The 15,135-nt window shown below is 66.3% G+C and carries 14 protein-coding genes; 9 read left to right on the top strand and 5 right to left on the bottom strand.

The genetic code is table 11. From position 1 onward, the window contains the following. Positions 1–67 precede the first annotated feature (67 nt). The 6 genes from IB256_RS24775 to IB256_RS24750 all read left to right on the top strand — a co-directional run bounded on the left by IB256_RS24775 (position 68) and on the right by IB256_RS24750 (position 5,649). Positions 68–1,543, top strand: a complete 1,476-nt coding sequence (locus IB256_RS24775; RefSeq protein WP_192404465.1) for a flavin-containing monooxygenase — start codon at positions 68–70, stop codon at positions 1,541–1,543. After that, the gene (locus IB256_RS24770; protein ID WP_192295385.1) at positions 1,527–2,504 is read left to right on the top strand and encodes an alpha/beta hydrolase; all 978 of its coding nucleotides are present in this window, start codon (positions 1,527–1,529) and stop codon (positions 2,502–2,504) included. The genes IB256_RS24775 and IB256_RS24770 overlap by 17 nt, the downstream gene beginning before the upstream one ends. Beyond that, positions 2,501–3,259, top strand: coding sequence for an SDR family oxidoreductase (locus tag IB256_RS24765; RefSeq protein WP_192222934.1), 759 nt, complete (start codon positions 2,501–2,503; stop codon positions 3,257–3,259). Before IB256_RS24770 ends, IB256_RS24765 begins: the two co-directional genes overlap by 4 nt. Before the next feature lie 154 nt (positions 3,260–3,413). Further along, positions 3,414–4,097, top strand: a complete 684-nt coding sequence (locus tag IB256_RS24760) for a hypothetical protein (protein ID WP_192404462.1) — start codon at positions 3,414–3,416, stop codon at positions 4,095–4,097. Positions 4,098–4,377: 280 nt separating this feature from the next. Continuing rightward, positions 4,378–4,716 carry a ribonuclease E inhibitor RraB gene (locus IB256_RS24755; RefSeq protein ID WP_045208619.1) on the top strand — a complete coding sequence of 113 codons (339 nt, stop codon included), beginning with the start codon at positions 4,378–4,380 and terminating at the stop codon, positions 4,714–4,716. Positions 4,717–4,944: 228 nt separating this feature from the next. Next, complete coding sequence (locus IB256_RS24750; protein ID WP_192295387.1) at positions 4,945–5,649, top strand: type 1 glutamine amidotransferase; 705 nt, start codon at positions 4,945–4,947, stop codon at positions 5,647–5,649. A gap of 252 nt (positions 5,650–5,901) precedes the next feature. Here IB256_RS24750 and IB256_RS24745 read toward each other — a convergent pair whose 3' ends face one another. The 5 genes from IB256_RS24745 to ydcS form a co-directional block, all read right to left on the bottom strand. Next, complete coding sequence (locus IB256_RS24745; RefSeq protein WP_192295388.1) at positions 5,902–7,326, bottom strand: gamma-aminobutyraldehyde dehydrogenase; 1,425 nt, start codon at positions 7,324–7,326, stop codon at positions 5,902–5,904. Between the two features lie 75 nt (positions 7,327–7,401). Continuing rightward, positions 7,402–8,223 (bottom strand): ABC transporter permease, encoded by an 822-nt coding sequence (locus IB256_RS24740; protein ID WP_192404461.1) that lies wholly within the window; start codon positions 8,221–8,223, stop codon positions 7,402–7,404. Beyond that, on the bottom strand, positions 8,213–9,064 hold the full coding sequence (locus IB256_RS24735) for an ABC transporter permease (protein ID WP_225601947.1): 852 nt from the start codon (positions 9,062–9,064) through the stop codon (positions 8,213–8,215). The genes IB256_RS24740 and IB256_RS24735 overlap by 11 nt, the downstream gene beginning before the upstream one ends. A 47-nt stretch (positions 9,065–9,111) precedes the next feature. Continuing rightward, positions 9,112–10,131: an ABC transporter ATP-binding protein gene (locus IB256_RS24730; protein ID WP_192295390.1), complete on the bottom strand. Its 1,020-nt coding sequence runs from the start codon at positions 10,129–10,131 to the stop codon at positions 9,112–9,114. 278 nt (positions 10,132–10,409) lie between these two features. Next, on the bottom strand, positions 10,410–11,582 hold the full coding sequence (gene ydcS / locus IB256_RS24725) for a putative ABC transporter substrate-binding protein YdcS (protein WP_192404459.1): 1,173 nt from the start codon (positions 11,580–11,582) through the stop codon (positions 10,410–10,412). Between the two features lie 327 nt (positions 11,583–11,909). Here ydcS and IB256_RS24720 point away from each other — a divergent pair, with 327 nt between their 5' ends. The 3 genes from IB256_RS24720 to IB256_RS24710 are packed head-to-tail and all read left to right on the top strand — an operon-like array spanning position 11,910 to position 15,081. After that, positions 11,910–13,322, top strand: coding sequence for a circularly permuted type 2 ATP-grasp protein (locus IB256_RS24720; RefSeq protein ID WP_192295392.1), 1,413 nt, complete (start codon positions 11,910–11,912; stop codon positions 13,320–13,322). Between the two features lie 2 nt (positions 13,323–13,324). Further along, the gene (locus IB256_RS24715; protein ID WP_045208605.1) at positions 13,325–14,275 is read left to right on the top strand and encodes an alpha-E domain-containing protein; all 951 of its coding nucleotides are present in this window, start codon (positions 13,325–13,327) and stop codon (positions 14,273–14,275) included. Continuing rightward, positions 14,272–15,081, top strand: coding sequence for a transglutaminase family protein (locus IB256_RS24710; RefSeq protein ID WP_192404457.1), 810 nt, complete (start codon positions 14,272–14,274; stop codon positions 15,079–15,081). The genes IB256_RS24715 and IB256_RS24710 overlap by 4 nt, the downstream gene beginning before the upstream one ends. Positions 15,082–15,135 lie beyond the last annotated feature (54 nt).

Below are 15,135 nucleotides of genomic sequence, written 5' to 3'. Positions count from 1 at the left end.
CCGTGGGAAGTCGCACTAGGATGTTGTCATCCGCCGCTGTGCGGACTTCGAAACCGGGAGCACAACAATGACAACACCTTCCCGTCGATCGGCCGCCCCGCGCGTGCTGATCATCGGTGCCGGCTTTGCCGGCCTGGGCCTGGCGATCCGCCTGCAGCAAGCGGGCATCCAGGACTTCCTGATCCTCGAGAAGGCCGCCGACGTCGGAGGCTGCTGGCGCGAGAACGTCTATCCGGGCGCTGCCTGCGATGTGCCTTCGCACCTGTACTCCTTCTCCTTCGAACCCAAGGCCGACTGGTCGCGCAAGTTCGCGCCCCAGGCGGAAATCCTCGACTACGCGCGGCACTGCGCGGACAAGTACCGCCTGCGCGAGCGCATCCGTTTCAACTGCGAAGTGCGCGAGGCGAGCTTCGACGAAGCGGCCGGCGAGTGGCGGGTGACCTGCGCCGACGGCGAGGAGCTGCGCGCCCAGTCGCTGGTCTGCGCCCTCGGCCAGCTGAGCCGCCCGCTGATCCCGAAGCTGCCGGGCATCGAACGCTTCCAGGGCAAGGCGTTCCACTCCGCGCAGTGGGACCACGGCGCGCCGCTGGAGGGCAAGCGCGTCGCGGTAGTCGGCACCGGCGCCAGCGCCATCCAGTTCGTCCCGCAGATCGCTCCGAAGGTGGCCGAGCTGCTGCTGTTCCAGCGCAGCGCCGCCTACGTGATTCCCAAGCCGGACCGCCCCTATGCCGACTGGGAGCGCCGCATCAAGTCGCGCCTGCCCTGGCTGCAGCGTCTGGACCGGGGCCTGAAGTACATCCAGCATGAGGCCCGCGCGCTGGCCTTCACCGTATTCCCGCCGATGATGAAAATCATGCGGATCAGCTTCCACCTGCACATGCGCAAGAGCATCAGCGATCCGCAACTGCGCGCGCGGCTGGAGCCCGATTACCCCATGGGCTGCAAGCGTATCCTGATCAGCAACGACTACTACCCGACGCTGGCGCGCAGCAACGTGAAGCTGGTGGATACCGGCATCCGCGAAGTCACCGAGGACGCCATCGTCACCCGTGACGGTGTGCGGCATCCGGTGGATACGATCATCTACGGCACCGGCTTTGCCGCCACCGAGTTCCTCGCGCCGATGCGCATCACCGGCCTGGCCGGGCGCGAACTGAACCAGGCCTGGAGCGACGGCGCCGAGGCGTACAAGGGCATCAGCGTCAGCGGCTTCCCCAACTTCTTCATCCTCTACGGGCCGAACACCAACCTGGGGCACAACTCCATCATCTACATGCTGGAGAGCCAGTTCCCCTACGTGCTCGGCTGCCTGCAGCGGATCCAGCGCGAGGGCCTGAAGTACCTGGACCTCAAGCCGCAGGCGCAGCAGGGCTTCAACCGCCAGTTGCAGCACGACCTGCAGCACACTATCTGGGAGCGCGGTTGCAGCAGTTGGTACAAGACCGCCAGCGGGCGCAACACCGTGAACTGGCCGGGCTTCACCTTCCGCTATCGCCAACAGACCCGCCAGCCGGAGTTCGCCGACTATGACTGCATCCGTTGAACCGCAACTGCCGCTGTCGACCCGCCAGAAGCTGCTGACGGCCACCCTGCGCGGTGCGCTCAACCTGCTGTTCCGTGGGCTGATGGGCCCGCAACTGTCGGTGAAGGCGCAGCGCGCCCTGTTGCGTGGGCTGACGGCCGCCACGCTGACGCCGCGTGGCGTACACCGGGAGCAGACGACGCTGGGTGGCGTGCCTGCCGAGGTCTGGCGGTCCGAAGGAGTGAGCGAGGGCAGGGTGATCCTGTACTTGCATGGCGGCGCCTATCTGATCGGCTCACCGGCCACGCACCGGGCGATCACTGCCAACCTGGCGCGGTTCTGCAAGGCCGAGGTCTGGGTGCTCGACTATCGCCTGGCGCCAGAGCATCGCTTCCCCGCTCAGCGTGAAGATGCCGTGGCGGCTTACCGCGCTCTGCTGGACAAGGGCATCCCCGCGCCCACCATCGCGGTGGCCGGGGATTCCGCCGGCGGTCACCTGACCCTGCAGCTGGCGCTGGAAGCCAAGGCGCAGGGCTTGCCGATGCCCGGTGCGCTGGTGACCTTCTCGCCGGTCACCGATCTCTCCAATGAACACCTGCATGCGCCAGCCGCGGGCGACCCGTTGATCACCCGTGCCTGGATGGACAGCGCCATGGGCATGTTCTGCCCGCCGGGCGTGCCCCGCACGGACGCCCGGCTGTCACCGCTGCATGCTGATCTGGGCGGTTTGCCGCCGCTACTGATCCAGGTCGGCGAGGACGAGGTGCTGCGCAACGACAGCCTGCGCTTCGTCGATGCTGCGCGGCGCTATGGCAATACCGTGCAACTGCAGCGTTTTCCCGGTTGCTGGCACGTGTTCCAGGCCCACGCCGGCCTGCTGGACGTGGCCGATCGCGCCTTGCGGGACGTCGCCAATTTTCTCGCCAGCCATTTGCAGGCCAGGCACCCGCAACCCACCTCAACGCAAGGAATGCAGCGATGAACACCATCCTGATCAGCGGAGCGGCCTCGGGGATCGGCGCCGCCACCGCGAAGCTGTTCCACCAGCGCGGCTGGCGCGTCGGCCTGATCGACCTCAATCCCGAGCCACTGGCGGCGCTGGCAGCCGAGCTGGACGGCGCCTGGCAGAGGGCGCTGGATGTCACCGATGCCGAGGCGGTATCGGCGGCGGTGCGCGAGTTCGCCGAAGCCCACAATGGGCACCTGCGCCTGCTATTCAACTGCGCGGGCATCCTGCGCTTCGGGCGCTTCGAGGACATCAGCCTCGCCGAGCACAACCGCATCATCGCCATCAACGTTCAGGGCGTGCTCAATTGCTGCTATGCCGCGCTGCCTTACCTCAAACGCACGCCGGGCGCGCAGGTGCTGAACATGGGCTCGGCTTCCGGGCTCTATGGCGTGCCGCAGATGGCCAGCTACTCGGCGTCGAAGTTCGCCGTGCGCGGGCTGACCGAGGCGCTGGAGCTGGAGTGGCGGGAGCTGGGCATCCGCGTCGCCGACCTGATGCCGCCCTTCGTGCGCACACCGATGGTCGCCAGCCAGACCTTCGAGCCGCCGGTGCTGCGCCGACTGGGGGTCACCCTGGTGGCCGAGGACATCGCCCAGGCCGCGTGGCGGCAGGCCCAGAGCGGCGGTGTGCACCGACCCATCGGTGCGATGTTCCGCGCCATGTACTGGTCCGGCCAGCTCTCGCCGCCGGCGATCAACCGCTGGGTGATGGCCTGGCTCAGTCGCTGAGCGCAACGCGCGGGCATTCACGGTCCGCTTCGAGAGTTCCCCGGAGGACGGCTGCGATCAACGTCACTGTCGGACGCTCCCAGTAGACTGCGTACTGGAAATCCGCCCCGGCGCCTTCTGGCCGGGGCGGCAACGCAGTGAAGGAGCCTGATTCGTGGAGCAATCGCGACTTTCCTGGAAAGCCGCCTGGAGCAAGGCCTGGGGCGACCTGACTGATCCGTTCGACCGGCTCAGCGAGGTCGCCTTCGGGGTGATCATGGCGCTGACCATCATCTCGGTCATTCCCACCGCCGCCGATGGCGCAGGACGACAGCAACTGGTGCTGGCGGCGCTGGGCTGCAACCTGGCGTGGGGCATGGTCGACGCCCTGATGACCCTGGTTGGCATGCGCGTGGACCGTGAGCATCGCCACGCCGGCCTGCGCGCCCTGCGCCGTTCGACGGATGAGAAGAGCTTCCGCGAAGGCCTGCGGGAATTCCTCCCGGACCTGATGGTGGATCACCTGCAGAGCAGCGACGTCCAGCGCCTGCGCGGCAACTTCCTGAAATCATTGCTCGGTACCGGGGAAGCGCCCAGCCTGGGACGCGAGCATTGGCTCGCGTGGCTGATCCTGGCCGGGCATACCTTCCTTGCGACCTTGCCGATCATCCTGCCGCTGCTGGTTATCCGTGACGACCTGCTGGCGCTGCGCCTGGCGCAGATCACGGGTTTGCTGCTGATGTTCGGCCTGGGCTGGCTGCTGGCGCGCTGGGCTGGCGGCCGGCCGTGGCAGGGCGCCGTTGGTTTCACCGCGCTGGGTGTGGCCATGACTGGCATCTGCCTGGCGCTGGGTGGGTAGCCACCTGAAGGGCGCCATCCGGCTGCCGCCTGTCGCCGCCGAACGGGCCTTGGTGTCAAAGTAGCGGCAGGGCGCGCCGCCAGACGCTACGCTGAGCAATGTGGCCGGGAGATTTCCGCTGCGCCGCTCGGCGCGTTCGGCGGAGTTGGCCACCATTTCGGGGGACGTTGCGTCATTTGACGTTTCCCGGCGGCACACTGAAGTGCCCGGAATACGCCCGCGCAGGGCGTGTTCGTTGGCGGGGAATACACTCTGAACGTCTCGACAGGAGGTGCGTACCATGGAAAAGCCCCTCTCGGAGGATATCAGCGTCAACGTGTTGCGCCGGATGAAGGAAGGTGGCTTCGATTTCGCTCGTATTCATCCCATCGATTTTTTCGCCATCTTTTCCGATGAACAGAACGCCCGCAAAGCTGCCCGGCAGTTTCGCGGCGAGTCGCTGAGAACCCAGGTCGAAGCGCGCGATGACGGCGGCTGGAACCTGCAGATCAGCAAGGTGATGTTCGCCACCCATGCCGCCATCGGCGATTTCGAACACGACCTTGAGGAAGTCGTGGTGCCACTGGGCGGCACGCTCGATGGATGGGGTGTGACCCAGGAGGTCACCTCCCTGCGTTGATCGCAACACGTCGTTGAGCCGTCTTTCGACGGCCGATCTTCTACCCGCGTTTTTCACCCGTGCTCTTTACCCGTAAGAATGAAAATGCGCGCCGTCGCCAGCTGTGACGGCGCGCCTTTCTTCGTCCGGGGAACGGCGCCAGGACGGCAGCCGTGCAAGGACGCGCTTGCGGACACGCCGGGTTTCCTCACCGCCACCGATGCGGCAGACTGCCGCGCGGAGGTGACCATGACCGATATCCTGATCCTGACCCATGTCGATTTCTGCCCGCCCGGCCACCTGGGTGCGCTGCTCGACCGTCTGCAACTGCCGTTCGACGTACGCCGTGTCGATCTGGGCGAGCTGGATGGCTACGACCTGGAGCGGCCGAAAGCCGTCGCCATCATGGGTGGGCCCATGAGCGTGAACGACGACCTGCAATGGCTGCGCGACGAGATGGCCGCGATCCGCCGCTTCATCGAGCGCGACGTGCCGATGATCGGCCACTGCCTGGGCGGCCAGTTGCTGGCCAAGGCGCTGGGCGCCGATATCCACCGCCTGCCTTACACCGAGATGGGCTGGCAGCCGATGCGCCGTCAGGAAGGGCAGAGCCCGTGGCTGGCGCACCTGCCCGAGGAATTCCCGATCTACCAGTGGCATGGCGATACCTTCGACATTCCCAACGGTGCCACCCGCCTGCTCTCCAGCCCCTGGTGCGAGAACCAGGGCTTCAGCTTCGGCGAGCGCATCCTCGGCCTGCAGGGCCACCCGGAGATGACGGAGGAACTGGTGAGCGGTTGGGTCAACGGCTTCCCGGAATACCAGGACCCCAGCCAGCCGAGCCAGGAGTGCGCGGAGGCGATGCTGGCCGACCTGCCGCAGAAGGTCGCGGCGATGAACCGCGTGGCGGAAGGGTTCTATCAGCACTGGCTGAAGCTGGCCGGGTTGGTCTGATCCTGCTGTTTCGGTACGGCGGCGAGCCATCGCGGACGGAGTCCGCTCCTACGAGATCAAGAACCCCTCACCCTAACCGCTCTCCCGCAAGCGGGAGAGGGGACCGTTCGGTGCAGGATGAAACCTTGGTGTCAGCCGATACGGACTGCCCCCTCTCCCTAAGGGAGAGGGTTGGGGTGAGGGGGATAGCCCAGGCACGGATTGCGCAGAAGAGCGCTGTTGTTTCTACAGGTAATCCGTTCTGCCACCGGCTCAATGCTTGAACATGATGTGCCGCGCCACGGTGTAGTCCTCCAGGCCATACATGGACAGGTCCTTGCCGTAGCCGGACTGCTTGAAGCCGCCGTGGGGCATCTCGCTGCACAACATGAAGTGGGTGTTCACCCAGGTACAGCCGTACTGCAGCCGCGCCGCCACCCGTGAGGCGCGGCCGACATCCTTCGTCCACACCGACGAGGCCAGTCCGTAGTCGGAGTCGTTCGCCCAACGCACCGCCTCGTCGGCGTCGCTGAACGGGGTCACTGATACCACCGGGCCGAACACTTCGCGGCGGACGATCTCGTCGTCCTGCTGGGCGTTGGCCACCACCGTCGGCTCATAGAAGAAGCCGTTGCCGCTGACCACTCTGCCACCCGTGGCGATCTGGATGTGCGGGCTGGCCTTGGCGCGCTCGACGAAACCGGCAACGCGGTCGCGCTGGGCCCCGGTGATCAGCGGACCAAGCTCGGTATCAGGGTCGTTCTGCAGGCCCGTCTTCAGGCTCGACACCGCGCTGGCGAGGTCGGCGACAAAGTTGTCGTAGACCTTCTTGCCGGCGTAGATGCGGCAGGCGGCGGTGCAATCCTGCCCGGCGTTGTAGAAGCCGAAGGTGCGGATGCCGGCGATCACGTCTTCCAGGTCGGCGTCGTCGAAGACGATCACTGGGGCCTTGCCGCCCAACTCCATGTGCAGGCGCTTCACGCTGTCGGCGGCGCTGCGGATGATGGCCTTGCCGGTTCCCACCGAGCCGGTCAGCGAAACCATGCGCACCAGGTCGTGACTCACCAGCGGCGCGCCCACGCTCGGGCCGCGGCCGAAGACCAGGTTGACCACGCCGGCGGGGAACAGCTCGGCAATGAATTCGGCCACCCGCAGAGCGGTCAGCGGCGTCTGCTCCGAAGGCTTGAGCACCACACAGTTGCCGGCGGCCAGCGCCGGGCCGAGCTTCCACGCGGCCATCATCAGCGGGTAGTTCCACGGTGCGATGGAGGCGACCACGCCCACCGGGTCGCGGCGGATCATCGAGGTGAAGCCAGGCAGGTACTCGCCGGCGGCGGAACCTGGCAGCACGCGGCAGGCACCGGCGAAGAAGCGAAATACGTCGGCGATGGCCGGGATCTCGTCGTTCAGCGCCGCGGCGTAGGGCTTGCCGCAGTTGTCGGATTCCAGCCGGGCCAACTCTTCGGCGTGTTCTTCGATGCGGTCGGCGAGGCGCAGCAGGAGCATGGCGCGGTCTTTCGGCGCGGTCTGCGACCAGCCGTCGAAGGCAGCGTCGGCGGCGCGCACGGCGCTGTCCACCTGGGCTTCACTGGCCTCGGCGATCTGGCCGATCACGGTGCCGGTGGCGGGGTTGAGGATATCCAGCGGGGCGCCTTCGCCGGCGACGAACTGGCCGTTGATCAGGAGTTTGGTTTGCATCGGAGGCTCCTTTTCTTCAGTGGGTTTCCCTCTCCCTTCAGGGGGAAGGCTAGGGAGGGGGCGTTCGGCACAGAGTCATTTCCCACTCCCTGCCACGTCGCTGGTCCCGCGCGTCAGGTAGTAGGCGCCGAGGATCGGCAGCATGGTGGCGAGCATCACCAGCATGGCGACGACGTTGGTGATGGGCACATCGCGCGGGCGGCTCAGTTGGTTGAGCAGCCACAGCGGCAGAGTGCGCTCGTGGCCGGCGGTGAAGGTGGTGACGATAATCTCGTCGAACGACAGGGCGAAGGCCAGCATGCCGCCGGCCAACAGCGCCGTGGCGATGTTCGGCAGGATGATGTAGCGGAAGGTCTGCCAGCCGTCGGCGCCCAGGTCCATGCTCGCCTCGATCAGGCTGAAGGAGGTGCGGCGGAAGCGCGCGATGACGTTGTTGTAGACGATCACCACGCAGAAGGTCGCATGGCCGATGACGATGGTCAGGAAGCCCGGCTCGATCCCCAACGTCTTGAATGCCGACAGCAGGGCGATACCGGTGATGATCCCGGGCAGGGCAATGGGCAGGATCAGCATCAGCGAGATGCTCTCCTTGCCGAAGAAGTCGCGGCGGTACAGCGCGCCGGCGGCCAGGGTGCCGAGGACCATGGCAATCAGCGTGGCCACGCAGGCGATCTTCACCGACAGCCAGATGGCGTCGAGCACGTCGCCGCGCTGGAAAGCGATGCTGAACCACTTCAGGGTGAAGCCCTGCAGCGGGAAGCTATAGGCCGACTCCTCGGTGTTGAAGGCATAGAGCAGGATCACCAGGATCGGGAAGTGCAGGAACACCAGCCCGCCCCAGGCTGCCAGGCGCAGGAACCAGGAGGGGCGATCGGTGGAATGTGCCTCAGAGCGCATCGAAAGCCCCCAGTCGCTTGGCGATGGACAGGTAGACGGCGATCAGCACGATGGGCACCAGGGTGAAGGCCGCCGCCAGCGGCATGTTGCCCACCGCGCCCTGCTGCACGTAGACCATGGTGCCGATGAACAGCCCGCTGGGGCCCACCAGCTGCGGGATGATGAAGTCGCCCAGGGTCAGGCTGAAGGTGAAGATCGAGCCCGCCACCACGCCGGGGAAGGCCAGCGGCAGGATCACCTGGAAGAAGGTCTGCCGCGGGTGCGCGCCAAGGTCCGCCGAGGCCTGCAACAGCGATGGCGGCAAGCGTTCCAGGGCAGCCTGGATCGGCAGGATCATGAACGGCAGCCAGACGTAGGTGAACACCCAGAAGCGCCCCAGGTGCGAGGTGGACAGGGTGTTTCCACCCACGCCTGGCACTTGCAGCAGCAGGTCCAGCAGGCCGAGCAGGTGCAGGTGCTCGATTATCCAGTAGAGGATGCCGCCCTTGGCCAGGATCACCGTCCAGGCGTAGGCCTTGACGATGTAGCTGGCCCACATCGGTAGCATCACTGCGATGTAGAAGAAGGCCTTCTCCTTGGGCCCGGCATAGCGCGCCATGTAGTAGGCGATGGGGAAGGCGAGGACGGCGCTGGCCACCGACACGGCAATCGCCATGCTGAAGGTGCGCAGGACGATGTCGTAGTTGGCCGGGTTGAACAGGGCCTGGTAGTTGGCAAGGGTCAGGTCCGGCGTCACCGCCATGGTGAAGTCGTCGAAGGTGTAGAAGCTTTGCCAGAGCAGGGCAAACAGCGAGCCGATATAGATCACCCCGAACCACAGCAGCGGCGGGATCAGCAGCATCAGCAGGTAGAGCGTGCTGCGCCGGTAGAGAAAGCTGGAGATCGCCCTCACGGCGCCGGCTCCTCGAGCAGCGGCACCAGCGCGCTGCGTGCCCAGCAGGCGGTCACCGCGTCACCTGGTTTCGGCCGTTGCTCCTCTCGCTCGCCGTTGGGCAGGGCGGCGACCAGGCGCACGCCGTTTTCCAGTTCGATCTCGTAGCGGCTGCTGGCGCCCATGTACTGCACGTCGAATAGTGTGCCGCTGACTTCCAGCTCGCCTTCGCCCGCATGGCCGAAGCGCACGTGCTCGGGGCGCAGCGAGTACGGGCGCGACTCGCCCAGCAGGCGTTGGCCGAGATCGCCACGCAGCACGTTGGCGGTGCCGACGAACTCGGCGACGAAGCGCGTGGCGGGGCGGCGGTAGAGGTTGCCGGGGGTGTCGACCTGTTCGATGCGGCCCTTGTTGAACACTGCCACGCGGTCGGACATGGACAGCGCTTCGCTCTGGTCATGGGTGACGAAGATGAAGGTGATGCCGAGCTGGCGCTGCAGCTTCTTCAGCTCCACCTGCATCTGTTCGCGCAGCTTCAGGTCCAGCGCGCCGAGAGGTTCGTCCAGCAGCAGGACGCGCGGGCGATTCACCAGGGCGCGGGCCAGGGCGACGCGCTGGCGCTGGCCGCCGGAGAGCTGCGCCGGCTTGCGCTTGCCGTACCCGGCCAGGGCGACCATGCCGAGGGCCTCTTCGGCGCGGTGGTAACGCTCGGCCTTGGCCACGCCTTTCACTTTCAGGCCGTAGGCGACGTTGTCCAGCACGCTCATGTGCGGGAACAGCGCGTAGTCCTGGAATACTGTGTTCACGTCGCGCTCGTAGGGCGGCAGGCCCGACGCTTCTGCGCCATGGATGCGGATGGAGCCGGAGGTGGGTTGCTCGAAGCCGGCGATCAGCCGCAGGCAGGTGGTCTTGCCTGAGCCGGAAGGGCCGAGCATGGAGAAGAACTCGCCGTCGCGGATCTCGATGGATACCGAATCGACGGCGCGCACCTCGCCGTAATGACGGCTCACGTCGGTGAACTGGACGGCTGTGGTCATGCTGCTGGCTACCTGAATGGCGGGGGCTGCATCAGAAAAGGTAGCGCATGGGGAAGAGGGTGCTTGGTCAGTCGGAATCCATGGTGTGGCTGATGCCGAGCTCCCTCTCCCTAACCCTCTCCCTGAAGGGAGAGGGGACTGGATCGGCATCAAGAGTAATCATGGCATCAACCTGCGCCCAAGCATGCTATTTGCACGGCAGCATGCCTGACTCGGATACCCCCTCTCCCTTCAGGGAGAGGGCTGGGGAGAGGGGCTTTCAGGCGAGCAATGCAGCATCACCTCCCGCCCATGATCGCGATGTAGTCCTGCGTCCACCGGCTGTACGGCACGCACTGGCCCTGGTCGCACTTGGCCTGCGGGGTCTTCCAGAAGGCGATGCGGTCGAACTGGTCGTAGCCGTTGGTGGCGCAACCTTTTTCGCCCAGCAGCTGGCTGCCGGTGCAACCATCGGGCGAGGCGGGCACCGAGCCGAACCAGGCGGCGACGTCGCCCTGCACCTTGGGCTCCAGCGACCAGTTCAGCCACTTGTAGGCGCACACCGGGTGCTTGGCGTCGACGTGCATCATGGTGGTGTCGGCCCAGCCGGTGACGCCTTCGCCGGGGATGGTCGAGGCGATCGGCTGCTTCTCGCCCAGCAGCGCGTTCACCTGGTACGGCCAGGAGCCGGAAGCGGCCACGCCTTCGTTCTTGAAGTCGCTCATCTGCACCGTCGCATCGTGCCAGTAGCGGTGGATCAGCTTCTGCTGGCCGCGCAGCAACTTGAGCGCGGCGGCGTACTGTTCCTCGTTGAGCTCGTAGGGGTCCTGGATGCCCAGCTTGGGCTCGGCGGTCTTCAGATAGAGCGCCGCGTCGGCGATGTAGATCGGGCCGTCATAGGCCTGTACGCGGCCCTTGTTGCTCTTGCCGTCGGGCAGCTTCTGTTCGCTGAACACCACGCTCCAGCTTTCCGGCGCCTTGGGGAACACCTTGGTGTTGTACATCAGCACGTTCGGCCCCCACTGGTAGGGCGTGCCGTAGTGCTTGCCGTCCACCGTGTGCCAGGGCGCGTTCTGCAGGCGCTGGTCGACGTTCTTCCAGTTGGGCACCAGGGCGATGTTGATCGGCTGCACGCGCTTGCCGTAGACCAGCCGCAGGGAAGCGTCACCGGACGCGGTGACCAGGTCGTAGCCACCCTTGGCCATCAGGCTGACCATCTCGTCGGAGGTGGCGGCGGTCTTCACGTTGACCTTGCAGCCGGTGTCCTTCTCGAACTGGCTGACCCAGTCGTAGTTTTTGTCGCTCTCGCCGCGTTCGATGTAGCCGGGCCAGGCAATGATATCCAGCGCGCCTTCGGGGTTGCCGAGCTGTTTGAGCGCCTCGGCGGCCTGCAACGAGCCGCTGGCGAGCAGGCCGGCGCCGGCAAAGGCCAGCGCCGCGACTTTCAGTGAAAGCAATTGCACTGATGACATGGACGGACTCCTGTTGTTCTTCGTGTGGGAGCCACTGCGGAACCAGCGCGCAGAAAAATGGCACCTCCGTTGACCGCTGCGAGTCCATGGGGAATGGCCACGCTCTTGCAGCGTAGTTCTGGCCCCGGAGGCTGACAAGCGAGCCCTGGCGCGGCCCGTGGCCCCAAAAAGGGCGCGGCGCGCAGGGTCGGTGGCGGTTTCGCACCATGGCAGTGCGGCCTGCGCAAACAGCCTTTGCAAGTCATTGAATGGACAGGAAATCGACCTCTGGCACGGGCCTTGCGACGGCACCTGCAGCCGAGTGAGAGCGGCAACAAGGAGTGGAAGATGGCTCGGGTGTTCTATGACGAAATGCATGACGCCGCTGGCGCCTGCCGACCGCACTACACGGAGTTCGCCCGCTGGCTGGCGGACATGCCCGGCGAACAGCTGCAGCAGCGCCGTCGCGAGGCCGACCTGCTGTTCTATCGCGCGGGCATCACCTTTACCCTCTATGGCGACGACCAGGGCACCGAGCGCCTGATCCCCTTCGACACCATCCCGCGCAGCATTCCTGCCAGCGAGTGGAAGATCATCGAGGCCGGCTGCATCCAGCGAGTCCAGGCGCTCAACCTGTTCCTCGCCGACCTCTACCACGACCAGCGCATCCTCAAGGAAGGCCTGATCCCGCCCGAGCAGGTCCTGGCCAACGACCAGTACCAGCTGGCCATGCAGGGCCTGGACGTGCCCGGCAACGTCTATGCGCACATCGCCGGCATCGACCTGGTGCGCGACGGCAACGGCGCCTACTACGTGCTCGAAGACAACCTGCGCACCCCCAGCGGCGTCTCCTACATGCTGGAGAACCGCAAGATGATGATGCGCCTGTTCCCCGAACTGTTCGGCGCCCAGCGCATCGCGCCCATCGACCACTACCCGAACCTGCTGCTCGACACCCTGCGCCAGGCCAGCGAAGTGGAGCAGCCCTGCGTCGTGGTGCTGACGCCCGGCCGCTTCAACAGCGCCTACTTCGAACATGCCTTCCTGGCCCGCGAGATGGGCGTGGAGCTGGTGGAAGGCGCCGACCTGTTCGTCCGCGACGAGCGCGTCTACATGCGCACCACCTCCGGCCCGATGCCGGTGGACGTGATCTACCGGCGGGTTGACGACGACTTCCTCGACCCGCTGGCCTTCAACCCCGACTCCATGCTCGGCGTGCCAGGCCTGCTGGCCGCCTACCGTGCAGGCAATGTGGTGCTGGCCAACGCCATCGGCACCGGCGTCGCCGATGACAAGTCCGTCTATCCCTACGTGCCGGAGATGATCCGCTTCTACCTCGACCAGGAGCCGATCCTGCACAACGTGCCGACGTGGCAGTGCCGCCGCCCGCAGGACCTGTCCCACGTGCTGGCGCACCTGCCCGAGTTGGTGGTGAAGGAAGCGCAGGGCTCCGGCGGATACGGCATGCTCGTCGGCCCGGCTGCCAGCAGCGCCGAGATCGAAGCCTTCCGCGCCCGGCTGATGGCGCGCCCGGAGGCCTACATCGCGCAACCCACCCTGAGCCTGTCGACCTGCCCGACCTTCGTCGAGAACGGCATCGCCCCGCGCCACATCGACCTGCGGCCGTTCGTGCTGTCCGCGCCGGACAACGTGCGCCTGGTGCCCGGCGGACTGACCCGTGTGGCGCTGCGCGAGGGTTCGCTGGTCGTCAACTCGTCACAAGGTGGCGGTACCAAGGACACCTGGGTGGTGGGGGATTAAGCATGCTCAGTAGAACCGCTTCCGACCTGTACTGGATGTCGCGTTACCTGGAGCGCGCCGAGAACCTCGCGCGTATGCTCGACGTGTCCTACTCGCTGTCGCTGATGCCCCAGGACGGCCGTGGCGATGGCCTGGAGGAGTTGGCCATGCCGCTGCTGATCACCGGCAACCTCGACGCCTATCTCGCCCGCCATGGCGAGCTGCACGCCGAGCGCCTGCTGAACTTCTTCGCCCTCGATGCGCAGAACCCGGCGAGCATCTATTCCTGCTTCGGCGCGGCCCGTGCCGGTGCCCATGCGGTGCGCGGACGGATCACCACCGACATGTGGGAGAACATCAACGCCACCTGGCTGGAGATGCGCGACATCGCCCATCAGGGCCTGCTGCGCTACGGCATCAGCCACTTCTGTGAATGGGTGAAAGACCGCTCGCACCTGTTCCGCGGCGCCACCTTCGGCACCAGCATGCGTAACGACGCCTTCCACTTCATCCGCCTTGGCACCTACATCGAGCGCGCCGACAACACCCTGCGCCTGCTCGACGCGCGCCATCAGGTGCTGGGTGAGCACAGCGCTGGCCCGGCCGAAGGCACCGCGCGCGGCTACTACCAGTGGACCGCGCTGCTGCGCGCGCTGTCGGCCTTCGAGGGGTACACCGAGCTGTACCGCGACGCCCTCAACGCACGGAATATCGCCGAACTCCTGCTGCTGCGCGAGGACGTCCCGCGCTCGCTGCTGGCCTGCGCCGAAGAGCTGCGCCAGATCCTCGCCAGCCTGCCCGGCATCAACGGCCGCCCGGCCCAGCGCCTGGCCGCCGAACTGGAAGCGCGGGTGCGCTACACCGGCATCGACGAAGTGCTGGGCAGCGGCCTGCATCCCTGGATCACCGACCATATCGGGCTGGTTCGTCAGCTCGCCAATGCCATTCACAGCTCGTACCTGGAGGCCGCATGAAACTCTCCATCCGCCATGACACCACCTACCGCTACGAAGACCAGGTACGCGCGAGCATCCAGTACCTGCGCCTGACTCCGCAGGAAAGCGAGCGCCAGCATGTGCTCGACTGGCAGTTGCACCTGCCGCGACCGGCACACCCGCAGCGCGATGCCTACGGAAACATCCTTCACGTACTGACTCTGGATGAGCCCCACGAGGCCATCGTCATCGCCGCCCACGGCCACGTGGAGATCGATGTGGAAAACGAGCGCGAGCACGATCACCTGTCGCCGCTGCCGTTCCTGCGCAGCACCCGGCTGACCCAGGCCGACGGCGCGCTGCAGGAGTTCGCCCGTGCCCAGTGTGCCGATCGCCGCGACCGCAAGGCGATGATTCGGCTGATGCAGGCGCTGAACGAGCGCATCGCCTACGTGCCCGGCTCGACCCAGGTGGACAGCACCGCCGCCGAAGCCTTCGCGGCCGGGCAGGGCGTCTGCCAGGACCACGCTCACGCCTTCCTCGCCTGCCTGCGCTACCTCGGTGTGCCGGCGCGCTACGTCTCCGGCTATCTCTATACCGACGTCGAGGATCACCTGGCCAGCCACGCCTGGGCCGAGGCCTGGCTCGATGACGCCTGGTACAGCTTCGACGTGACCAACGTGCTGGATCGCCCTGCGCGGCATCTGAAACTGGCGGTGGGCCTGGATTACCTCGATGCCTGCCCGGTGCGGGGAATGCGCCGGGGCGGTGGCGGCGAACAGATGCACGCCCGCGTCACCGTGGCGCCGGGTCATCTGCAGCAGATGCAGCAGGCGCAGCAGTGAGGATGCGTGGCACAAGCAACGGCACCGGCATAAGATCGGTGCCAGTTCCTGCCG

This window comes from Pseudomonas sp. PDM17, from assembly GCF_014851985.1.
Classification (GTDB): domain Bacteria; phylum Pseudomonadota; class Gammaproteobacteria; order Pseudomonadales; family Pseudomonadaceae; genus Pseudomonas.
Note: the sequence above shows the minus strand (reverse complement) of the source record. Positions and strands in the feature narration are given on the sequence as shown.